Consider the following 18,520-nt stretch of genomic DNA (forward strand, 5'->3'; position numbering starts at 1 on the left):
TGATCGCTGAAACAGAAGGGCCGGCGGAGCGATCCGTCGGCCCTATTCTATTTGGCGCTGAAGGTAGCGCCCATGCAGACAGGCACTTTGAAGGAGACGCGGTGTGTCAACTGCGACGATGCGCTGCTTTTGGATGCCTCGGTAGAACCGCCCGAACCATCGAACTTCATAATAGACGCTACCGTCAGCCCTCCTCCCAAACGGCCATCCTTAGACGAAGCGAGCTCTCCCCCTTCGGAGACTACAAGGGAAACGTCGAAATCGATGTAGGTGATCTCTGTAGTCTGTTGGCCGTTGATGCGACCGGGGGCTATTGCGAGGACTTCCCATGATCGCTCCTTGGCTGCTCGGACACCTCTAGCGATTTCGCTTAGGGTTTCATCGATCAGATCGCCTAGTTTCATCGTCTCGCTCTCCCATTTGAGGAGTTACCGCCGCATACGTCATCTAATTGCGCAAGACAAAAGGGCCGGCGGACGATCCGCGGACTCCTTTCGTTCTCATCCGACCGTGGCGTTGTGCGGGCCAGGCCGGCGAGGATTGCGGGCGAAGGCGGCGTCGCACAGGGCGCGGCCGAAGGCCTCGGACACGATCATCTGCCGGTCGCCCGCCAGACCGGCGATCCGGCCGCCGGCGCCGACGGACACCTCGATCGGATAGCGGCCGAGGATCTGGCCCTGACGGGCGGGATCGACCAGTTCGGCGACCGCGCGCAGCCGATGCTCGCCGTCGCCTCTGAGCAGGACCGCGAGGCGGCCTGCACGCTCGAGGTCCTCGACATGGACGCGAACCTGCACCGGATAGGTCCCGTAGGCGCACATATCCAGCTCCTCCATCACCTCTTCCGAGAAGGTTTCGGCGAAGTCGTCCTTCGCATCCAACCACTCGCTGGAGAGGACGACGGAGGACACGCGGGCGGTTTCGGCCAGACCCGGCGGCAGGTCCAGCGGCGGACCGCCCTGGACGACGGGCGCACAGGCGGCGGATGCGCTGAGCGTCAGTGCGGCGAACAGGCGTTTCATGGGCGTTCACTCCTCCCGCCGTCTGTGAACCGCGTCCCTCCGCTCATCCAGTGAACATTGGTTTATGTAAGTGAATTCGCCGTAAGTCGCCGAAGAGCTGGTTTCTTCAATCCAGCTTCAGCGCCTCGGCCAGCAGCCTAGCCTCGGCGGCGCGGCTGGAGCCGGAGCGCCAGGCGACGACGATTTCGCGGTGGGGCGGGACGCCGTCGGCCTGGTTCTCGAAGGCGCGGATGACGACCGAAGGCGTGTCGGCCAGGCCGGCCTGAACCGCCATCTTGGGCAGGAAGCTGACCCCCAGGCCCGAGCCGACCATCTGGATCAGGGTGTGCAGGCTGGTGGCGGCGAAGACGTCGTCGCCGCGCGGGGCCTCGATGTCCAGCGCCGCCAGGGCGTGGTCGCGCAGGCAGTGGCCGTCTTCCAGCAGGATCAGGTCCTCGGCCCGCAGCGAACCGGGCCGGATCGGGCCTGGCGCGGCCAGGGCGTGGTCGTGGGGGGCGGCGGCCATGATCTCGTCGTCGCCGATCCGGGCGTGTTCGACCCCCGGCGCGTCGTAGGGCAGGGCGATGACGGCGGCGTCGATCTGGCCCGCCTTCAGGGCGGCGATCAGGCGCGGCGTCAGGTCCTCACGGATGAACAGCTTCAGGTTCGGATAGGCGATCTTCAGCGACGGCAGTTTGGCGGGCAGCAGGAAGGGGGCCACGGTCGGGATGACGCCCAGGCGGAACCGGCCTGACAGCAGCCGGCCGGCGTTCTTGGCTGCCTCGACTAGGTCCTCGGTCCGCGCCAGCACGTCCTCGGCCCGGCGCACGGCCTCGACCCCCACCGCAGTCATGATGACGGCGCCGCGCGCGCGCTCGACCACGGGGGCGCCCAGGATCCGTTCCAGCTCCTGCACCCCGGCGCTGAGGGCGGGCTGGCTGACGTGGGCGGCCTCGGCGGCGCGGGAGAAGCTGCCGTGTTCGGCGAGAAGCTTCAGATACTGGAGTTGACGCAGGGTGGGGAGCATTTGGGACGAATAGGACCGGTCTATACAAAAATCAAAGATAATCGATTGGCTTTATGAAGCTGGGCTGCGCATGAATAGCCATGTCAGCCGAGGGGCTATCGTCAACACGCCCGCCGCATCGCGCCATCACAGGGAAGACCGCCATGACCACCGAAGCCAAATGCCCGTTCTCAGGCGCGACGACAGAGTCGGTCGCCGGGGGCGGGGTCCAGAACCGCGACTGGTGGCCGGGGCAGCTGCGCACCGACCTGCTGAACCAGCATTCGTCGCGCTCCAACCCGCTGGGCGAGGGGTTCAACTATCGCGAGGCTTTCTCCAAACTGGACTATGAGGCGCTGAAGAACGACCTGCGCCAGCTGATGACCGACTCGCAGGACTGGTGGCCGGCGGACTTCGGCCATTATGGGCCCCAGTTCATCCGCATGGCCTGGCACAGCGCGGGCACCTATCGGGTCGGCGACGGACGGGGCGGCGGCGGGCGCGGCCAGCAGAGGTTTGCCCCGCTGAACTCGTGGCCGGACAACGTCAACATCGACAAGTCGCGCCGCCTGCTGTGGCCCATCAAGCAGAAGTACGGCCAGGCCATCTCCTGGGCCGACCTGCTGATCCTGACCGGCAATGTGGCGCTGGAGACCATGGGCTTCCGCACCTTCGGTTTCGCCGGCGGTCGCGAGGACACCTGGGAGCCGGATCAGGACGTCTACTGGGGTCGCGAGACGACCTGGCTGGGCGGCGACGAGCGCTACGCGCGCGGTTCGCACGGCGTGGACAAGCCGGCTGATGAGGCCGTGCTGGTGACCGACGACAACGCGGACGGTCGTGAGCATACTCGCGATCTGGAGAACCCGCTGGCGGCGGTCCAGATGGGCCTGATCTACGTCAACCCGGAAGGCCCGGACGGCAATCCCGACCCGATCGCTGCGGCGCGCGACATCCGCGACACCTTCGCGCGGATGGCGATGAACGACGAGGAGACGGTCGCCCTGATCGCCGGCGGCCACACCTTCGGCAAGACCCACGGCGCCGGCCCGGCCGACCATGTCGGACCCGAGCCCGAGGCCGAAGGCCTGGAGGCGCAGGGCTTGGGCTGGGCCTCCAGCTTCGGCAGCGGAAAGGCCGGGGACGCCATCACCAGCGGCCTGGAGGTGACCTGGACCCAGACCCCGGCCCAGTGGAGCAACTTCTTCTTCGAGAACCTGTTCGCCTTCGAATGGGAGCTGGAGAAGTCGCCGGCCGGGGCCCACCAGTGGGTGGCCAAGGATGCGGGCTTCATCATCCCCGACGCCCATGATCCGTCGAAGATGCGCCGGCCGACCATGCTGACCACCGACCTGTCGCTGCGGTTCGACCCGGAATACGAGAAGATCTCGCGTCGCTTCCTGAACAATCCCCAGGCCTTCGCCGAGGCCTTCGCCCGCGCCTGGTTCAAGCTGACCCACCGCGACCTGGGGCCGCGCTCGCGCTACGTGGGCCCGGAAGTCCCCAAGGAGGAACTGGTCTGGCAGGATCCCGTGCCGGCCGTCGATCATCCGCTGATCGACGCCGGCGATGTGGCCACGTTGAAAGCCCAGGTGCTGGCCACGGGTCTCAGCGTGTCGGAACTGGTCGGCGTGGCCTGGGCCTCGGCCTCGACCTTCCGGGGCGGGGACAAGCGGGGCGGCGCAAACGGCGCGCGCATTCGCCTGGCGCCGCAGAAGGACTGGGCCGTCAATCAGCCCGAGCAGCTGGAGCGGGTGCTGAAGATGCTGGAAGGCGTGCAGTTCGCCTTCAACCAGGCTCAGGTCGGCGGCAAGAAGGTCTCGCTGGCCGACCTGATCGTGCTGGCCGGCGCGGCGGGTGTCGAACAGGCGGCCAGGGCGGCGGGACATGAGGTCGTCGTGCCCTTCACGCCGGGACGGACGGACGCCAGCCAGGCCCAGACCGACGTCGAATCCTTCGGCTATCTGGAGCCGGTCGCTGACGGCTTCCGCAACTATCAGAAGGCCCGCTACGCCGTTCCCGCCGAATCCCTGCTGATCGACCAGGCCCAGCGTCTGACCCTGACCGCGCCCGAGATGACGGCGTTGATCGGGGGGCTGCGCGCCATCAACATCAACGTCGGTGGGGCGACCCACGGGGTGCTGACGGACCGGCCCGGCGCCCTGACCAACGACGTCTTCGTCAACCTGCTGGACATGGACGTGAAGTGGCAGGCGACCTCGGACGCCAAGGCGGTGTTCGAAGGCCGAGACCGCAAGACGGGCGAGGCGAAATGGACCGGCACGCGCGTCGATCTGGTGTTCGGCTCGAACGCCGTGCTGCGCGCCCTGGCCGAGGTCTACGCCGGGTCGGACGGCCAGAAGAAACTGGTCGAGGACTTCGTGGCGGCCTGGGCCCGGGTCATGGAGTTGGACCGGTTCGACCTGCACGGCTGATTTAAGCCGGAGTACAGGCGGCGAGGGGGCGGACGCATGCAGGCGTCCGCCCCCTCGCTGTGTCGGGGATCAGCGCAGCTTGATCTCGAACAGTTGCGGCCACCGTTTGCCGGTGACGAACAGGCGTTTGCCGCCTGCGTCCCAGGCGATGCCGTTCAGGACGTCGTCGTTCGGGTCCAGGCCCGCATCCTGGGGGACCAGGGCCGTCAGGTCGATGAAGGCTTTCACGACGCCGGTCTCGGGATCGATGCGGGCGATGCGGTTGGTCTGCCACAGGTTGGCGAAGACCTCGCCGTCGATCCACTCCAGCTCGTTGATCTGGTCCAGCGGCTCGCCGTCGGCGGTGACGGAGATACGGCCGGTCTCGGCTAGGGTGTCGGGGTCGAGGAAGCGCAGCTGGTCCGTGCCGTCGCTCATGATCAGCCGCCGCCCGTCGGTGGTCAGGGCCCAGCCCTCGCCCGGATAGGAGAAGCCGCCCAGGGGCGAGAAGTCGTCCAGCTTCCAGATGAAGCCGATGTGGTTGCGCCAGGTCAGGCTGTAGAGCTTGCCGTTCAGCGTGGTCATGCCTTCGCCGAAATAGACGGTCGGCAGGTCGCGCTGGCGCACCACTTCGCCCGTCTCGAGCTGAACCTGACGGATGAAGGAGGGGTAGAGGCCCGTGCTCTCGTACAGGGCGCCGTCATGGAAGAAGAGGCCCTCGGTGAAGGCCGTCTTGTCGTGCGGATAGGCGCGGACGACTTCATAGGCCTGGACCGGAACCTCGGCCCGGGCCGGAAGGACGCCGCCTGTCGCCAGCAGCAGGCCGGAGACGAGGCCGGCGAGGCGTGACGACAGGCGGATCATCGGCTCAGGCCTTCTCGGCGGCGGCTTCCGCCTCGGCCTTCCTGGCGCGGGCCTCGGCCTGGTTGGCCTGGGCGCGGGCGGCCGTGGCCTTTTCCTTCTTCGTGGCGGAGCGACGGCCCAGCATGTTCAGGGCCTCGACCCCGGCCGAGAAGGCCATGGCGGCGTAGATATAGCCCTTGGGCACATGATAGCCGAAGCCGTCGGCGATCAGCACCATGCCGATCATCAGCAGGAAGCCGAGGGCCAGCATGACGACGCTGGGGTTCTCGTTGATGAAATTGGCCAGCGGGTCGGCGGCCAGCAGCATCACGGTCACGGCGACCAGGACCGCCACCACCATGATGGGCAGGTGTTCGGTCATGCCGACGGCCGTCAGAATGGAGTCGATCGAGAAGACCAGGTCCAGCAGGATGATCTGGAAGATCGCCGCGCCGGCGTTGGTGATCATCACGTCCTTCTTGTCCATCACGTCGTGGGTGGGCGTGGGATCGACGGTGTGGTGGATCTCCTTGGTGGCCTTCCAGACCAGGAACAGGCCGCCCGCGATCAGGATCAGGTCCTTCCACGAGAATTCGTTGCCCATCAGGGTGAAGACCGGCTGAACCAGACCCACCAGCCAGGCGATGATCGACAACAGGGCCAGGCGCATGACCAGGGCCAGGCCGATGCCGATGCGCCGCACCTTCTGGCGCTGATGCTCGGGCAGTTTGTTCGACAGGATCGAGATGAAGATCAGGTTGTCGATGCCGAGCACGACCTCCATCACGATGAGCGTCACCAGCGCGGCCCAGGCGGCTGGGTCGGAGAGCAGGGGCGTAATGCTGTCGAGCATTTAGGTGTCCTAGGTGGAAAAGCGTCAGCGTTAAGCGCTAGGGCCGCCGCAGGTTCCGATCAAGCGGTCGGGGGCGGCGCAATGGTCGCACCCCGGTCCTCAATTGTGCGATCATTTTTCGTCCGGCGCGACATCGACGACCACGGGGAAATGGTCCGAGATCACCTGGCCGCTGAAGGAATCGGTGGGTACGCCGTAGCGTTCGACCGAGAGGCCGGGAGCGACGAAGACATGGTCGATTGCGACGCCGTCATTGTCCCTGGCGATGTCGAAGTCGTTGTAGGTGCCGGCGGGACCGAACACGACAGGGCTGACGGCGCGGGCGTCGCGCAGCCCGGCGGCGAGGACGCGGCGATAGGGGGCCGTGTCCGGCCCGGCGTTGAAATCCCCCATCAGCACCACCGCCGCCGTCGCCCCCTCGACCGTCGCCGGGGCCAGATCGGCGGCCAGGGCGGCGCACTGTTCACGGGCGACCGCGCCGACATGGTCCATGTGGGCGTTGCGCACGTCCAGAAGCCGGCCGCTGGCCCGGTCGCGCAGCACGACGCGGGTCACGGTGCGCGGCAGGGCGGCGTCCCACCCCTTGGACGGACGGTCCGGCGTGGGCGAGCACCACAGGGTCTGGGTGCTGACCGCCTCGAATCGGGCGCGGCGCCAGAACAGGGTCGTCGTCTCGCCCGCCTGGGCGCCGTCGTCGCGGCCGACGCCGTAATGGTCATAGGCCGGCGCCTGATCGGCCAGATAGGCGACCATCGGAATCAGCGCCTCCTGAACCCCCAGGACGTCGGGATCGAAGAAGGCGATCTGGCGCGCCATGTGCGGCCGGCGCTGCAGCCAGTTCGGCGTGTCGTCGGGAGCGTCATAGCGGATGTTGTAGCTCATCAGCCGCACGGAGCGGGGAGCGTCCGCAGGGGCGGTCAGGCCGCCGGCCCGGGCGTGGGACGGGGCGGCGACGCAGGGCGCCAGGAGGGCGCAGGCGGCGGTGATCAGCAGCGGGTGCGGTTTCATCTCGGCTCTCGTCGGCAGGTCGGCTCGTGATTTCACATGGAGGGATGACCGGGGTGCGACACCCGATGCGACAGGGTGCGGCTTCATCACCCCTTCACACAATGTTGCGAGCAGCAAAACCCCGTGCTATCAGGCGCCCGGCTTGAAGGGGGCGTATTCACGAATACGGCCTCTGTCGTGCTTTCCGCAAGCATTTCAAGCTTTTGACCGTTGCGACCCTCGCATTCGGTCGCGACCCTGACACAACGACCTCGGACCCTAATCAGTGGCTGATGATTTCAGAACGACGGAAGTCGGCGATCGCTACGCACAGGCGCTGTTTGATCTGGCGCTGGAAACCGGCCGCCTGGACGCCGTCCGTGCTGACCTGACGTCGTTGAAGGCCGCCTGGATCGAGAGCGCCGACCTGCGCCGCCTGGCGACCTCTCCGGTCATTTCGGCCGAGGATCAGGGCAAGGGCCTCGTCGCCATCGCCGCCAAGGCCAAGTTCGAACAGACTACCGCCAACTTCCTGGGCCTGCTGGCCCAGAACCACCGCGCGCGGGACCTGCCCCATGTGATCGCCGGGTTCGAAGCCCGCTACGCCAAGCACGCCGGCATCGTCGCCGCCGAGGTCGTCTCGGCCCAGGCGCTGGACGCCAAGCAGCTGGCCGCGATCAAGACCGCGCTGAACGCCAGCCTGGGCAAGGCGCCGGAGCTGACCACGCGGGTCGATCCGGCCATCCTGGGCGGCCTGAAGATCAAGGTCGGCTCGAAACTGTTCGACGCCTCGCTGAAGACCAAGCTCGACCAGATGAAGTTCGCCCTCAAGCGAGCGTAAGCCCGCTCCCCGCCCCAAGAATGAAGCGCGCCTGATCGGCGCACCCGCAGAAGACTGAAGAACAGAGAGCCCGTCATGGACATCCGCGCCGCTGAAATCTCGGCCATCCTCAAGTCGCAGATCGCCAACTTCGGCGTCGAAGCCGATGTCTCCGACGTGGGCAGCGTGCTGTCGGTCGGCGACGGCATCGCCCGCATCCACGGTCTGGACAATGTCCAGGCCGGCGAAATGGTCGAATTCACCAAGGCCGGCGTCAAGGGCATGGCCCTGAACCTGGAACGCGACAATGTGGGCGCCGTGATCTTCGGCGCCGACGCCGCCATCGCCGAGGGCGACGACGTGCGCCGCCTTGGCGAGATCGTCGACGTGCCGGTCGGCAAGGGCCTGCTGGGCCGCGTCGTCAACCCGCTGGGCGAGCCGATCGACGGCAAGGGCCCGATCCAGTTCACCGAGCGCCGCCGCGTCGACGTCAAGGCGCCGGGCATCATCCCGCGCAAGTCGGTCCACGAGCCGATGCAGACCGGCCTGAAGGCCATCGATACCCTGATCCCCGTCGGCCGCGGCCAACGCGAGCTGATCATCGGCGACCGTCAGGTGGGCAAGACCGCCGTCGCCATCGACACCATCCTGAACCAGAAGAACGTCAACAAGACCGACGACGAGAGCGCCAAGCTCTACTGCATCTACGTCGCCATCGGCCAGAAGCGTTCGACCGTCGCCCAGATCGTCAAGACCCTCGAAGAGGCCGGGGCGATGGAATACACCATCGTCGTCGCCGCCACGGCGTCGGAGCCGGCCCCGCTGCAGTTCCTGGCGCCCTTCTCGGGCACGGCCATGGGCGAATATTTCCGCGACAACGGCATGCACGGCCTGATCGTCTATGACGACCTGTCCAAGCAGGCTGTGGCCTATCGCCAGATGTCCCTGCTGCTGCGCCGCCCGCCGGGCCGCGAAGCCTATCCGGGCGACGTCTTCTACCTGCACAGCCGCCTGCTGGAACGTTCGGCCAAGCTGAACGAGGACTACGGTTCGGGCTCGCTGACCGCCCTGCCGCTGATCGAGACCCAGGCCAACGACGTCTCGGCCTATATCCCGACCAACGTCATCTCCATCACCGACGGCCAGATCTTCCTGGAATCCGACCTGTTCTACCAAGGCATCCGCCCGGCCGTGAACGTCGGCATCTCGGTGTCGCGCGTCGGCTCCTCGGCCCAGACCAAGGCGATGAAGAAGGTCGCCGGCACCATCAAGGGCGAGCTGGCCCAGTACCGGGAAATGGCCGCCTTCGCCAAGTTCGGCTCGGACCTGGACGCCTCGACCCAGAAGCTGCTGGCCCGCGGCGCCCGCCTGACCGAGCTGCTGAAGCAGCCGCAATACTCGCCGCTGGCGATGGAAGAACAGGTCGTCTCGGTCTACGCCGGCACGCGCGGCTATATCGACGGCATCGCCGTGAGCGACGTCGGCCGGTTCGAGAAGGAACTGCTGGCCCGCATCCATGCGAACCACGCCAGCCTGCTGGAAGGCATCCGCACCAAGAAGGACCTGACCTCGGACATCGAAGCCGAGCTCAAGGACATCCTGGCTGCCTTCGTCAAGACCTTCGCCTGAACCCCGCCGGTAGTTAGAGGAAGAGCAACGCCGGATGGCCAGCCTCAAGGAAATGCGCAATCGGATCGGAAGCGTGAAAGCCACGCAGAAGATCACGAAGGCCATGCAGATGGTCGCCGCGGCCAAGCTGAAACGCGCCCAGGACCAGGCCGAGAGCGCCCGGCCCTATGCGCGCAAGATGGCCTCGGTCATCGCCAACCTGGCCGCCGGCGTCTCGGGCGCCGACGCGCCCAAGCTGCTGGCCGGCACGGGTCAGGACCAGCGTCACCTGATCGTGGTGGCGACGGCGGACAAGGGTCTGGCGGGCGGTTTCTCGACCAACGTCATCCGCGCCGCACGCGAGCGGATCGGCAGCCTGATCGCCAACGGCAAGGACGTGAAGATCATCGCCGTCGGCCGCAAGTCGCGCGATCAGCTGACCCGTCTGTACGGCGACAAGGTGGTCCACACCTTCGAGCTGAGCGCCCAGAAGACCATCGGCCTGCCGCTGGCCCAGCCGGTCGCCGAAATGATCGCCACGGCGTTCGAGGACGGTCAGGCCGATGTGGTCACCCTGTTCTACAGCCAGTTCAAATCGGTGATCTCGCAGGTTCCGACCGGCAAGCAGCTGATCCCCGCCGTGGTCGAGGGCGACGCCGCCCCGATCGACCTGAACGGCGCGGTCTATGACTACGAGCCGTCGGAAGAGGAAATCCTCGAGACCCTGCTGCCGCGCAACCTGACGACCCAGATCCTGGCCGCCCTGTACGAGAACCAGGCGGGCTTCTTCGGGTCGCAGATGGCGGCGATGGACAACGCCACGCGCAACGCCGGCGACCTCATCAACGCCCTGACGCTGCAGTACAACCGCAAGCGCCAAGCCCAGATCACCACCGAGCTGATCGAGATCATCGCCGGCGCCGAAGCCCTCTGATCCCGACCGAACAGACATTCCGATACGGACCCCAGCCATGACCGACACCGTCGCCCCCAAGAAGCCCGCCGCCCGCAAGCCGGCCGCCAAGAAGGCCGCTCCCGCAGCGGCTCCCGTCTCCGCCGTCGCCACGGGCAAGATCGCCCAGGTCATCGGCGCCGTCGTGGACGTCGAGTTCACCGGCCACCTGCCGGCGATCCTGAACGCCCTGCACACCCAGAACATCGACCAGAAGACGGGCGAGCCCTTCACTCTGGTGCTGGAAGTCGCCCAGCACCTGGGTGAGAACATGGTCCGCACCATCGCCATGGACACGACCGAGGGCCTGACGCGCGGCCAGCCCGTATCGGACACCGGCACCTCGATCCAGACCCCGGTCGGACCGGGCGTGCTGGGCCGGATCATGAACGTCGTCGGCCAGCCGATCGATGAAGCCGGCCCGATCCAGACCACGCAATACCGCCCGATCCACCGCGAGGCCCCGACCTTCGAGGAACAGACCAACTCGTCGGAAATCCTGGTTACGGGCATCAAGGTCATCGACCTGATCTGCCCCTACACCAAGGGCGGCAAGACCGGCCTGTTCGGCGGCGCCGGCGTCGGCAAGACCGTCACCATGCAGGAACTGATCAACAACATCGCCAAGGCTTACGGCGGTTATTCGGTTCTGGCCGGCGTGGGTGAGCGCACCCGCGAAGGCAACGACCTGTATCACGAGATGATCGAGTCCAACGTGAACGTGGACCCGGCCAAGAACGGCGGCTCGACCGAGGGTTCCAAATGCGCCCTGGTCTACGGCCAGATGAACGAGCCTCCCGGCGCCCGCGCCCGTGTCGCCCTGACCGGCCTGGCCCAGGCCGAGTATTTCCGCGACGAAGAGGGCAAGGACGTCCTGCTGTTCGTCGATAACATCTTCCGCTTCACCCAAGCCGGTTCGGAAGTGTCGGCTCTGCTGGGTCGTATCCCGTCGGCCGTGGGCTATCAGCCGACGCTGGCCACCGAGATGGGCAACCTGCAAGAGCGGATCACCTCGACCAAGAAGGGCTCGATCACCTCGGTCCAGGCCATCTACGTCCCGGCCGATGACCCCACCGACCCGGCGCCCGCCGCCTCGTTCGCCCACCTTGACGCGACGACCATGCTGAGCCGCGACATCGCCGCCCAAGCCATCTTCCCCGCCGTCGATCCGCTGGACTCGACCTCGCGGATCATGGACCCGCTGGTCATCGGCGAAGAACACTACAACGTCGCCCGTTCGGTCCAGGAAGTCCTGCAGCAGTACAAGGGCCTGAAGGACATCATCGCCATCCTGGGCATGGACGAGCTGTCGGAAGAGGACAAGCTGGTCGTATCGCGCGCCCGCAAGATCCAGCGCTTCCTGTCGCAGCCCTTCTTTGTGGCCGAGCAGTTCACCAACGCCCCCGGCAAGTTCGTCGAACTGGCCGACACCATCCGCAGCTTCAAGGGCATCGTCGCCGGCGAATACGACCACCTGCCGGAATCGGCCTTCTACATGGTCGGCGCCATCGAAGAGGCGGTCGCCAAGGCCGAGAAGATGGCGGCGGAAGCCTGATCATGCGCAAGGCCTTCGTCAGCCTCATTGTTTCCTTCCTGCTGGCGCCCGTTTCGGCGCAAGCTCAGGTCGGAGATTTTGAAGCCATGGCGGGGGCCTGCGACGCTTTTCTGGCTGATGGTCGTTTCCCCCCAGCTACGGCTGAGGCTGCGTTCTTCCTTGATAGAGGATTTAAGGGCGCGGCCATGACGGCCCGAGACGGCGAGGTTTCTCGAAGTTACACACGGTCCGGCACACCCGTTGATCCTGTTCGGATCATGGTGGCTCGACCGACAGAGACGGGCGGCGAAAGCTGCAGCGTGCTGGACCTGAGCGGCCCGGAGGCTGGCGATAGCTTCATCGTAAAGACTCGCGCTGAACGCTCTTGGACGTTCGATAGCGAGTCCGATGATGTGAACGGCAAGGGCGTTCTTTTCGAGCGAAGCGTCGCCACCAACATGATCTTTCTGTCGATATGGGGAACGGGCGGCGCCTACCCCGTTTCCATCGCATCCTATCAAATCGGAACATCGGACTGATGGCTGGCAAACTTTCCTTCTCCCTCGTCTCGCCGGAACGCGAGGTCTTCTCGGGCTTGGTGGACCAGGTGGATGCGCCGGGCGTCGAGGGCGACTTCGGCGTCCTGCCGGACCACGCCCCGTTCATGACCGCCCTGCGCGAGGGTCTGGTGACCGTCTATGTCGGCGCCGCCCGGACCCAGTATGACGTCAAGGGCGGCTTCGCCGACGTCAACGGCGAAGGCCTGACCATCCTGGCCGAACAGGCGACCGAGGTCGTCGCGGCCTGATCCTTTCCAAGGGTCGTAAAGATTGAGGCCCCGCATTTCGGTGCGGGGCCTTTTTGTCATGCGACCGTGATGGAACTTCGGTAGCGCGGAGACAACCTTCGCGCTTGTCGGGATGAATGGCATGGGTTCGGTAGTCTGGTTCAAGGCCCTGGTGGCGATGGCTGCGTTGGTGACGCCGGGCGCACAGACCGACGCCCCCATAGCCGTCGACCGGACGCCACTCGCCGCCGCCGTGGACTATTGTGTCGCCGTGGCGGAGGCCGACATGACTGACGCCCCTCCGATTGTCGAAGGCCCCAGGGATTTTCAGAGACTCGACGGCCGGTACGGCGCGCAAAGATGGGCCACGGGCGCGCCGGACAGTTCCGGCGGGATCATGGTTGAGCCGAACGACGGCAGTTGTTCGGTCTATGCGTTCAAAGCCTCGGAAGCCGATGTGGCGGCTTTGTTCGAAGCGCGAGAGGGCTATGAGCCATATAACCAGGCGGGTACGGCTTATCTTCGTCTGTTCGACGGCGGCGGTGTTCTCGCCTACTCAAGGCCTGTGGGGGGAGACGGGGGCGTGGTTCTATCTGTCGCCTCCAGAAAGAACGAGCCCAAGCAGGTCAGCGACATGTCCGGTGAGAGCGCGCCGATAGAGGCCTTGGCTACAGGGCTGGCCTTCTGCCTTGCGGCCGGAGAGGCGGAGCTTCTGGACTTGCCGCCGGTGGACGGCCCCGCCCACTTCGCTGAAGAAGCCGGACAATACGGCCAAAAATCTTGGGCGGCGGGGACGCCCCGCGCCCTGCGCTCGGTGGACATATCCATGAACGAGGCCCAGTGTTTCATCCTGGCCCATGGCTTTGCTTCGGACCAAGTCGCGGCGTGGATGGCGGAAAAGACTGACTATGCCGTGATCGAGGATCGTCACCACGCACGTCAGGTCCGCGATGGCTGGGTCCAGATCGTATGGGGGAAACTCAAAGACGATGCGACCCTTATCCTTGTGACGACGAGGAAGGGTGAGGACAGGCCGGATGTCCTTTGACCCTTTCCCCGGCCGGAGGTCCGGGGCTATGACCGCGCCATGACCGACCCCATCGATATTCAAGGCCATTGCGAACCGCGCTTCGACGCCGTGCGCGAGGCGTTCGCCGCCAACTTCACCGACGCGCCCGAGGGGCTGAACGAGCAGGCGGCGCGGTTCAGCGTGCTGATCGGGGGGGAGACGGTCGTCGATCTGTGGGCGGGTCATGCCGACACGGCGCGGACCACGGCCTTCACCGAGACGACCCTGACGCCGGTGTTCTCGACCGGCAAGGCGGTGATGGCCCTTCTGATCGCCACCGCGGTCGAGGCGGGCCGGCTGGATTACGAGCAGACGGTCGCCAGCCTGTGGCCAGCGTTCGGGGCGGCGGGCAAGGCCGGAATCACCGTGGGCCAGTTGATGAGCCACCAGGCGGGCCTGCCGGGCTTTTCCGAGGCGGTCGATCCGTCGGTCTGGTTCGAGGCGGCGTCCGTGCTGGCGCGGCTGGCGGCCCAGGCGCCGATGTGGGAGCCCGGCACGGCGTCCGGCTATCATCCCGTCACGGTCGGCTACATGGCCAACGAGGTCTTCCGCCTGGCGACGGGGCGGACCATGGGCCAGGCCTTGCGGGCGGACTTCCCCGACCTGGATCTGTGGATCGGCCTGCCCGAGAGCGAGCATGGCCGGGTGGCCCAGATGCGCAAGCCCACGGCGGCGCCCAGTCTGGGAACCGTCGATCCGATCAAACAGGCGGCCTTCCTGGACCGGGGCTCGGCCCCCGGCGGGCGGGGGTCGGCCGAATGGCGCAAGATGGAGATCCCTTCGGCCAATCTGCACGGCACGGCCCTGGGCCTGGCGCGGATCATGGGGGTGGTCGCCAATGGGGGCGTTCTGGAGGGACGGTCGGTGCTGTCGGCCGGGACGCTGGACCAGTTGAGGCGCGAGCGGATCCACGGCCCGGACAAGGTGCTGCCCTATGTGATCAGCTGGGCGGCAGGTCTGATGCGCAACGACGGGCTGAACGTCTTCGGGCCGGGCGAGTCCTTCGGCCACTACGGCTGGGGCGGGTCGATGGCCATGGCCGACCCGTCGCGTCGGCTGTCGGCCGCCTATGTGATGACGCGTCAGTCGCCGCACCTGATCGGCGACCCTCGCCCCCGGCGGCTGCTGGCGGCCCTATACGGCGCGCTCTAGACCGTTTCGGACAGGACGACGGCGCGCCGTGCGGCGCGCGACCGCCGCGCGGCGCCGATCGCGAACACCCCCGCTCCGGCCCAGATGAAGCCGAAGGAAACGATGCGCAGCGGCGTCAGGGCCTCGCCCGCCCAGACGCCGCAGGCGAACTGGAGCGTCGGCGCCAGGAACTGGATGAAGCCGAGGGTGGACAGGGGCAGACGTCGCGCCGACCAGGCGAACAGCACCAGCGGAATGACCGTCGCCGGGCCGTTGACCAGGGCCCAGGCCAGGCCGGCGGGGGAGGCGAAGCCCGTCGCCTGGCCGTGCGTGGCCAGCCAGGCCAGGAACAGGGCGCCGATGGGCAGCAGCACCAGACATTCGACGAACAACCCGGTCTGGGCCGAGGCCGGCACGCGCTTTCGGATCACCGCATAGGCGCAGAAGGTGACGGCCAGGGTCAGGCCGATGATCGGCACATGGCCCAGGGCGATGGTCTGGATCACCACGCCGACGGCGGCCAGGCCGATGGCGAGGCCGCTCCAGCGGTCGATCCGTTCACGGAATAACACCGCCCCCGCCGCCATGTTCAGCAGCGGGTTGATGTAGTAGCCGAGGCTGGCCTCCAACGTCGCATGATGGGTGGTGGCGAAGACGTACAGGCTCCAGTTCGTCGCGATCATCGCCGCCGACAGGGCCAGCCAGGCCAGGGTGCGCGGCGTCGCCAGCACCTGTTTCGCCTCGCCCCATTGGCCTGCGAGCAGCAGGAACAGACCCGCCACGAAGACCGACCACACCGCCCGGTGGGCCAGGATCTCGGGCGCGCCGAACCCATGGGCCGCCAAGGCCATGAACAGCAGGGGCAAGAGGCCCCACAGGCTGTAGCAGGCGACGGCGGTGGCGACCGCGCGGGGATCGTTGGGGGTGGCGGCGGCGGTCATTGGCGACTCAACTTCACTTTCGTCATTCTCCGGCAAGCCGCGCCTTCGCGGCGCAGACCGGGGAACCCAGCGGCGCCGAAGGCGAAATCTCCCAGCAGCATGACGGCCGAAATCGTGTCCGCGACAGGTTCGCGCTCACGCGCGCCGCTGGGTCCCCCGGTCGCGCTACGCGCGCCGGAGGATGACGAAAGACATTACACCGTGATCGAACGATACCCCGACGACGAGGTGATGACGCCCGTCTCGTCCAGCAGCTGGGCGATCTGGACGGCGTTCAGGGCGGCGCCCTTGCGCAGATTGTCGGACACGACCCACAGGTTCAGGCCGTTCTCGACGGTCGGATCCTTGCGGATGCGGCTGACATAGACGGCGTGTTCGCCGGCGGCGTCGACGGGGGTGATATAGCCGTCGTGCTCCTGCTTATCGATCACCAGCACGCCCGGCGCCTCGCGCAGGATGGCGCGGGCCTCGTCCGGGGCGAGGGGGCGGTCGAACTCGATGTTCACGGCCTCGGAATGGCCGACAAAGACCGGCACCCGCACGCAGGTGACGGTGACCTTGATGTCGGGGTCCAGCATTTTGTGCGTCTCGTCCGACATCTTCTGCTCCTCGTCGGTCGAACCGTCCTCGAGGAAGGAGCCGATATAGGGGATGACGTTGAAGGCGATCTGTTTGGGGAATTTCTTGGGACGGGCGTCGCCCAGGCCGTAGATGGCCTTGGTCTGGTTCCACAGCTCGTCCATGCCTTCCTTGCCGGCGCCGGACACCGACTGATAGGTCGAGACCACGACCCGCTTGATCCTGGCCGCGTCGTGCAGGGGCTTCAGCGCCGTGACCAGCTGGATGGTCGAGCAGTTGGGGTTGGCGATGATGTTCTTCTTCTTGGCGTCCTTGACCGCGTCGGGGTTCACCTCGGGCACGATCAGGGGCACGTCGGCGTCCTTGCGGAAGGCCGAGGAGTTGTCGATCACGATGGGGCCGGCCTTGCCGATCTTCTCGGACCAGGCGCGCGAGACCTCGCCGCCGGCCGACATCAGGACCAGATCGACCTTGGAGAAGTCAAACTGTTCGATGTCCTGGCATTTGATGGTCTTGTCGCCGAACGAGACCTCGACCCCCTTGGACTTGCGCGAGGCGATGGCGTGGATTTCATCGACGGGGAATTCCAGCTCCTCGAGGATGTTCAGCATTTCGCGGCCCACATTGCCCGTGGCCCCGACGATCGCGACGCGATAACCCATGATGATTGGTCCTTCGGACGCGCTATCGCTCGGCCCACGGGGCCTCGCTGCTTGAGCGCGATGTGTTGTGTGGTGTGCATTTAGGCGTTCGCAGCCGCGAAGCAATCGCTTTTCGGCGGCAGGGACTTTAAGCAGGGGCTCATGACCTCCCGCATCCGAAACGCCTACGACATCCGCGTGGAAGAGGGCGTGCTGACGCCCGATCCGGCCCAGGCCGAAGTGCTCGTCGCCCTGGAGCGGCTGGAGACCGATCTGGCCCGGCGCGGCCTGTTCGGGCGCCCGCCCGAGGTGAAGGGGATCTATCTGTGGGGACCGCCCGGACGGGGCAAGTCCATGCTGATGGACCTGTTTTATTCCGCGACGCCCGAGCCCCGGAAAAGACGCGCCCATTTCCACGCCTTCATGGCCCGGGTCCACGACCTGGTGCGCCAGTGGCGCGAGGGCGACTCCAAAAGCCGCAAGGCCGTGTTCGGGACGCATAAGGGCGACGATCCCATTCCGCCCATCGCCAAGCTGATCGCCTCCGAAGCCCGGCTGCTGTGTTTCGACGAGTTGCAGGTGACGGACATCGCCGACGCCATGATCCTGGGCCGGCTGTTCGAGGCCCTGTTCGAGGACAAGGTGGTGCTGGCCATCACCTCGAACCGGGCGCCGGAGGACCTGTACAAGAACGGCATCAACCGCCAGCTCTTCACCCCCTTCATCGACATCATCCGCGACCGCTGCGCCGTGGTGCAGACGGCGGGCGCACGCGACTGGCGGCTGGACCGGCTGAGTTCGGCCGAGATCTGGCACACGCCGGACGACCGGGCCGGGTTCGAGACCCTGTGGCGCGAGCTGAAGGGGGGCGAGCCGGAGGAGCCGGCGCATCTGACCGTGCTGGGGCGCGATGTCGTGGTGGAGCGGACCGTGGGCTCGATGGCGCGGGCGAGTTTCGCGGACCTGTGCGGCCGGCCTCTGGGGCCGCAGGACTATCTGGCCATCGCCGAGCGGTTCCACACCCTGTTCCTGGAGGACGTGCCGATCCTGGGGCCGTCGAACCATCAGGAGGCGCGCCGCCTGGTGACGCTGGTGGACGCTCTGTACGAGGCCAAGACCAAGCTGATCGTCCTGGCCGCCGCCCGGCCTGAGGCCCTCTATACCGAAGGGGTGGGGGCGTTCGAGTTCGAACGCACCGTGTCGCGCTTCAACGAGATGCAGAGCAAGGACTGGCTGGCCCACGTGCGGGAGTGACACGAAAGACCCTCTCCCGCTTGCGGGGGAGGTGGCCCGGCGTTCGCGAAGCGAACCAGGGTCGGAGGGGGGAGTCTTGTTTGGCTGGAAGAAAACTTCC

Annotated in this window: 18 protein-coding genes; 10 read left to right on the forward strand and 8 right to left on the reverse strand. The window is 66.7% G+C overall.

The features are described from left to right. Window positions 1-47: 47 nt before the first annotated feature. The 3 genes from GYM46_RS09505 to GYM46_RS09515 form a co-directional block, all read right to left on the reverse strand. Window positions 48-404: a hypothetical protein gene (locus tag GYM46_RS09505; RefSeq protein WP_155988185.1), complete on the reverse strand. Its 357-nt coding sequence runs from the start codon at window positions 402-404 to the stop codon at window positions 48-50. 96 nt (window positions 405-500) lie between these two features. Beyond that, window positions 501-1,022, reverse strand: a complete 522-nt coding sequence (locus tag GYM46_RS09510) for a hypothetical protein (protein WP_008264401.1) — start codon at window positions 1,020-1,022, stop codon at window positions 501-503. 106 nt (window positions 1,023-1,128) lie between these two features. Beyond that, entirely contained in the window at window positions 1,129-2,028 is a 900-nt protein-coding gene (locus tag GYM46_RS09515; protein WP_008259481.1) for a hydrogen peroxide-inducible genes activator, read from the reverse strand. 143 nt (window positions 2,029-2,171) lie between these two features. On the opposite strand from GYM46_RS09515, the gene katG reads away from it, so the two are divergent. Continuing rightward, window positions 2,172-4,442, forward strand: a complete 2,271-nt coding sequence (gene katG, locus GYM46_RS09520; protein WP_040349818.1) for a catalase/peroxidase HPI — start codon at window positions 2,172-2,174, stop codon at window positions 4,440-4,442. A 69-nt stretch (window positions 4,443-4,511) separates the two neighbouring features. Here the strand turns inward: katG and GYM46_RS09525 are convergent, their stop codons facing one another. From GYM46_RS09525 to GYM46_RS09535, 3 genes are all read right to left on the reverse strand, one after another. Then, window positions 4,512-5,285 carry a glutaminyl-peptide cyclotransferase gene (locus GYM46_RS09525; protein WP_008262462.1) on the reverse strand — a complete coding sequence of 258 codons (774 nt, stop codon included), beginning with the start codon at window positions 5,283-5,285 and terminating at the stop codon, window positions 4,512-4,514. A 4-nt stretch (window positions 5,286-5,289) separates the two neighbouring features. After that, window positions 5,290-6,117 carry a TerC family protein gene (locus tag GYM46_RS09530; RefSeq protein ID WP_008260276.1) on the reverse strand — a complete coding sequence of 276 codons (828 nt, stop codon included), beginning with the start codon at window positions 6,115-6,117 and terminating at the stop codon, window positions 5,290-5,292. 111 nt (window positions 6,118-6,228) lie between these two features. Continuing rightward, window positions 6,229-7,125: an endonuclease/exonuclease/phosphatase family protein gene (locus tag GYM46_RS09535; RefSeq protein ID WP_008260377.1), complete on the reverse strand. Its 897-nt coding sequence runs from the start codon at window positions 7,123-7,125 to the stop codon at window positions 6,229-6,231. A 265-nt stretch (window positions 7,126-7,390) separates the two neighbouring features. On the opposite strand from GYM46_RS09535, the gene GYM46_RS09540 reads away from it, so the two are divergent. The 8 genes from GYM46_RS09540 to GYM46_RS09575 all read left to right on the forward strand — a co-directional run bounded on the left by GYM46_RS09540 (window position 7,391) and on the right by GYM46_RS09575 (window position 15,026). Further along, window positions 7,391-7,945, forward strand: coding sequence for a F0F1 ATP synthase subunit delta (locus GYM46_RS09540; RefSeq protein WP_008260465.1), 555 nt, complete (start codon window positions 7,391-7,393; stop codon window positions 7,943-7,945). Between the two features lie 75 nt (window positions 7,946-8,020). Beyond that, entirely contained in the window at window positions 8,021-9,553 is a 1,533-nt protein-coding gene (gene atpA, locus GYM46_RS09545) for a F0F1 ATP synthase subunit alpha (protein ID WP_008260776.1), read from the forward strand. Between the two features lie 34 nt (window positions 9,554-9,587). Further along, entirely contained in the window at window positions 9,588-10,466 is an 879-nt protein-coding gene (locus GYM46_RS09550) for a F0F1 ATP synthase subunit gamma (protein WP_008263082.1), read from the forward strand. A 37-nt stretch (window positions 10,467-10,503) separates the two neighbouring features. Next, window positions 10,504-12,039 carry a F0F1 ATP synthase subunit beta gene (gene atpD / locus GYM46_RS09555; RefSeq protein WP_008261723.1) on the forward strand — a complete coding sequence of 512 codons (1,536 nt, stop codon included), beginning with the start codon at window positions 10,504-10,506 and terminating at the stop codon, window positions 12,037-12,039. A gap of 2 nt (window positions 12,040-12,041) precedes the next feature. Continuing rightward, on the forward strand, window positions 12,042-12,557 hold the full coding sequence (locus GYM46_RS09560) for a hypothetical protein (protein WP_035308967.1): 516 nt from the start codon (window positions 12,042-12,044) through the stop codon (window positions 12,555-12,557). Beyond that, window positions 12,557-12,826: an ATP synthase F1 subunit epsilon gene (locus GYM46_RS09565; RefSeq protein ID WP_008260049.1), complete on the forward strand. Its 270-nt coding sequence runs from the start codon at window positions 12,557-12,559 to the stop codon at window positions 12,824-12,826. The genes GYM46_RS09560 and GYM46_RS09565 overlap by 1 nt, the downstream gene beginning before the upstream one ends. Before the next feature lie 151 nt (window positions 12,827-12,977). After that, complete coding sequence (locus GYM46_RS09570) at window positions 12,978-13,853, forward strand: hypothetical protein (RefSeq protein WP_208861698.1); 876 nt, start codon at window positions 12,978-12,980, stop codon at window positions 13,851-13,853. 39 nt (window positions 13,854-13,892) lie between these two features. Then, window positions 13,893-15,026, forward strand: coding sequence for a serine hydrolase domain-containing protein (locus GYM46_RS09575; protein ID WP_008259976.1), 1,134 nt, complete (start codon window positions 13,893-13,895; stop codon window positions 15,024-15,026). On the opposite strand, the gene rarD is transcribed toward GYM46_RS09575, so the two are convergent. Both rarD and GYM46_RS09585 read right to left on the reverse strand, forming a co-directional pair. Then, on the reverse strand, window positions 15,023-15,946 hold the full coding sequence (gene rarD / locus GYM46_RS09580; protein ID WP_008262675.1) for an EamA family transporter RarD: 924 nt from the start codon (window positions 15,944-15,946) through the stop codon (window positions 15,023-15,025). The two genes, GYM46_RS09575 and rarD, sit on opposite strands and share 4 nt — an antisense overlap. Window positions 15,947-16,140: 194 nt before the next feature. Beyond that, window positions 16,141-17,187 carry an aspartate-semialdehyde dehydrogenase gene (locus GYM46_RS09585; protein WP_008259247.1) on the reverse strand — a complete coding sequence of 349 codons (1,047 nt, stop codon included), beginning with the start codon at window positions 17,185-17,187 and terminating at the stop codon, window positions 16,141-16,143. Window positions 17,188-17,328: 141 nt separating this feature from the next. Between GYM46_RS09585 and zapE the strand changes: the two genes are divergently transcribed. After that, window positions 17,329-18,420: a cell division protein ZapE gene (gene zapE / locus GYM46_RS09590; RefSeq protein ID WP_008264025.1), complete on the forward strand. Its 1,092-nt coding sequence runs from the start codon at window positions 17,329-17,331 to the stop codon at window positions 18,418-18,420. Window positions 18,421-18,520 lie beyond the last annotated feature (100 nt).

Source organism: Brevundimonas mediterranea (assembly GCF_011064825.1).
GTDB lineage: Bacteria > Pseudomonadota > Alphaproteobacteria > Caulobacterales > Caulobacteraceae > Brevundimonas > Brevundimonas mediterranea_A.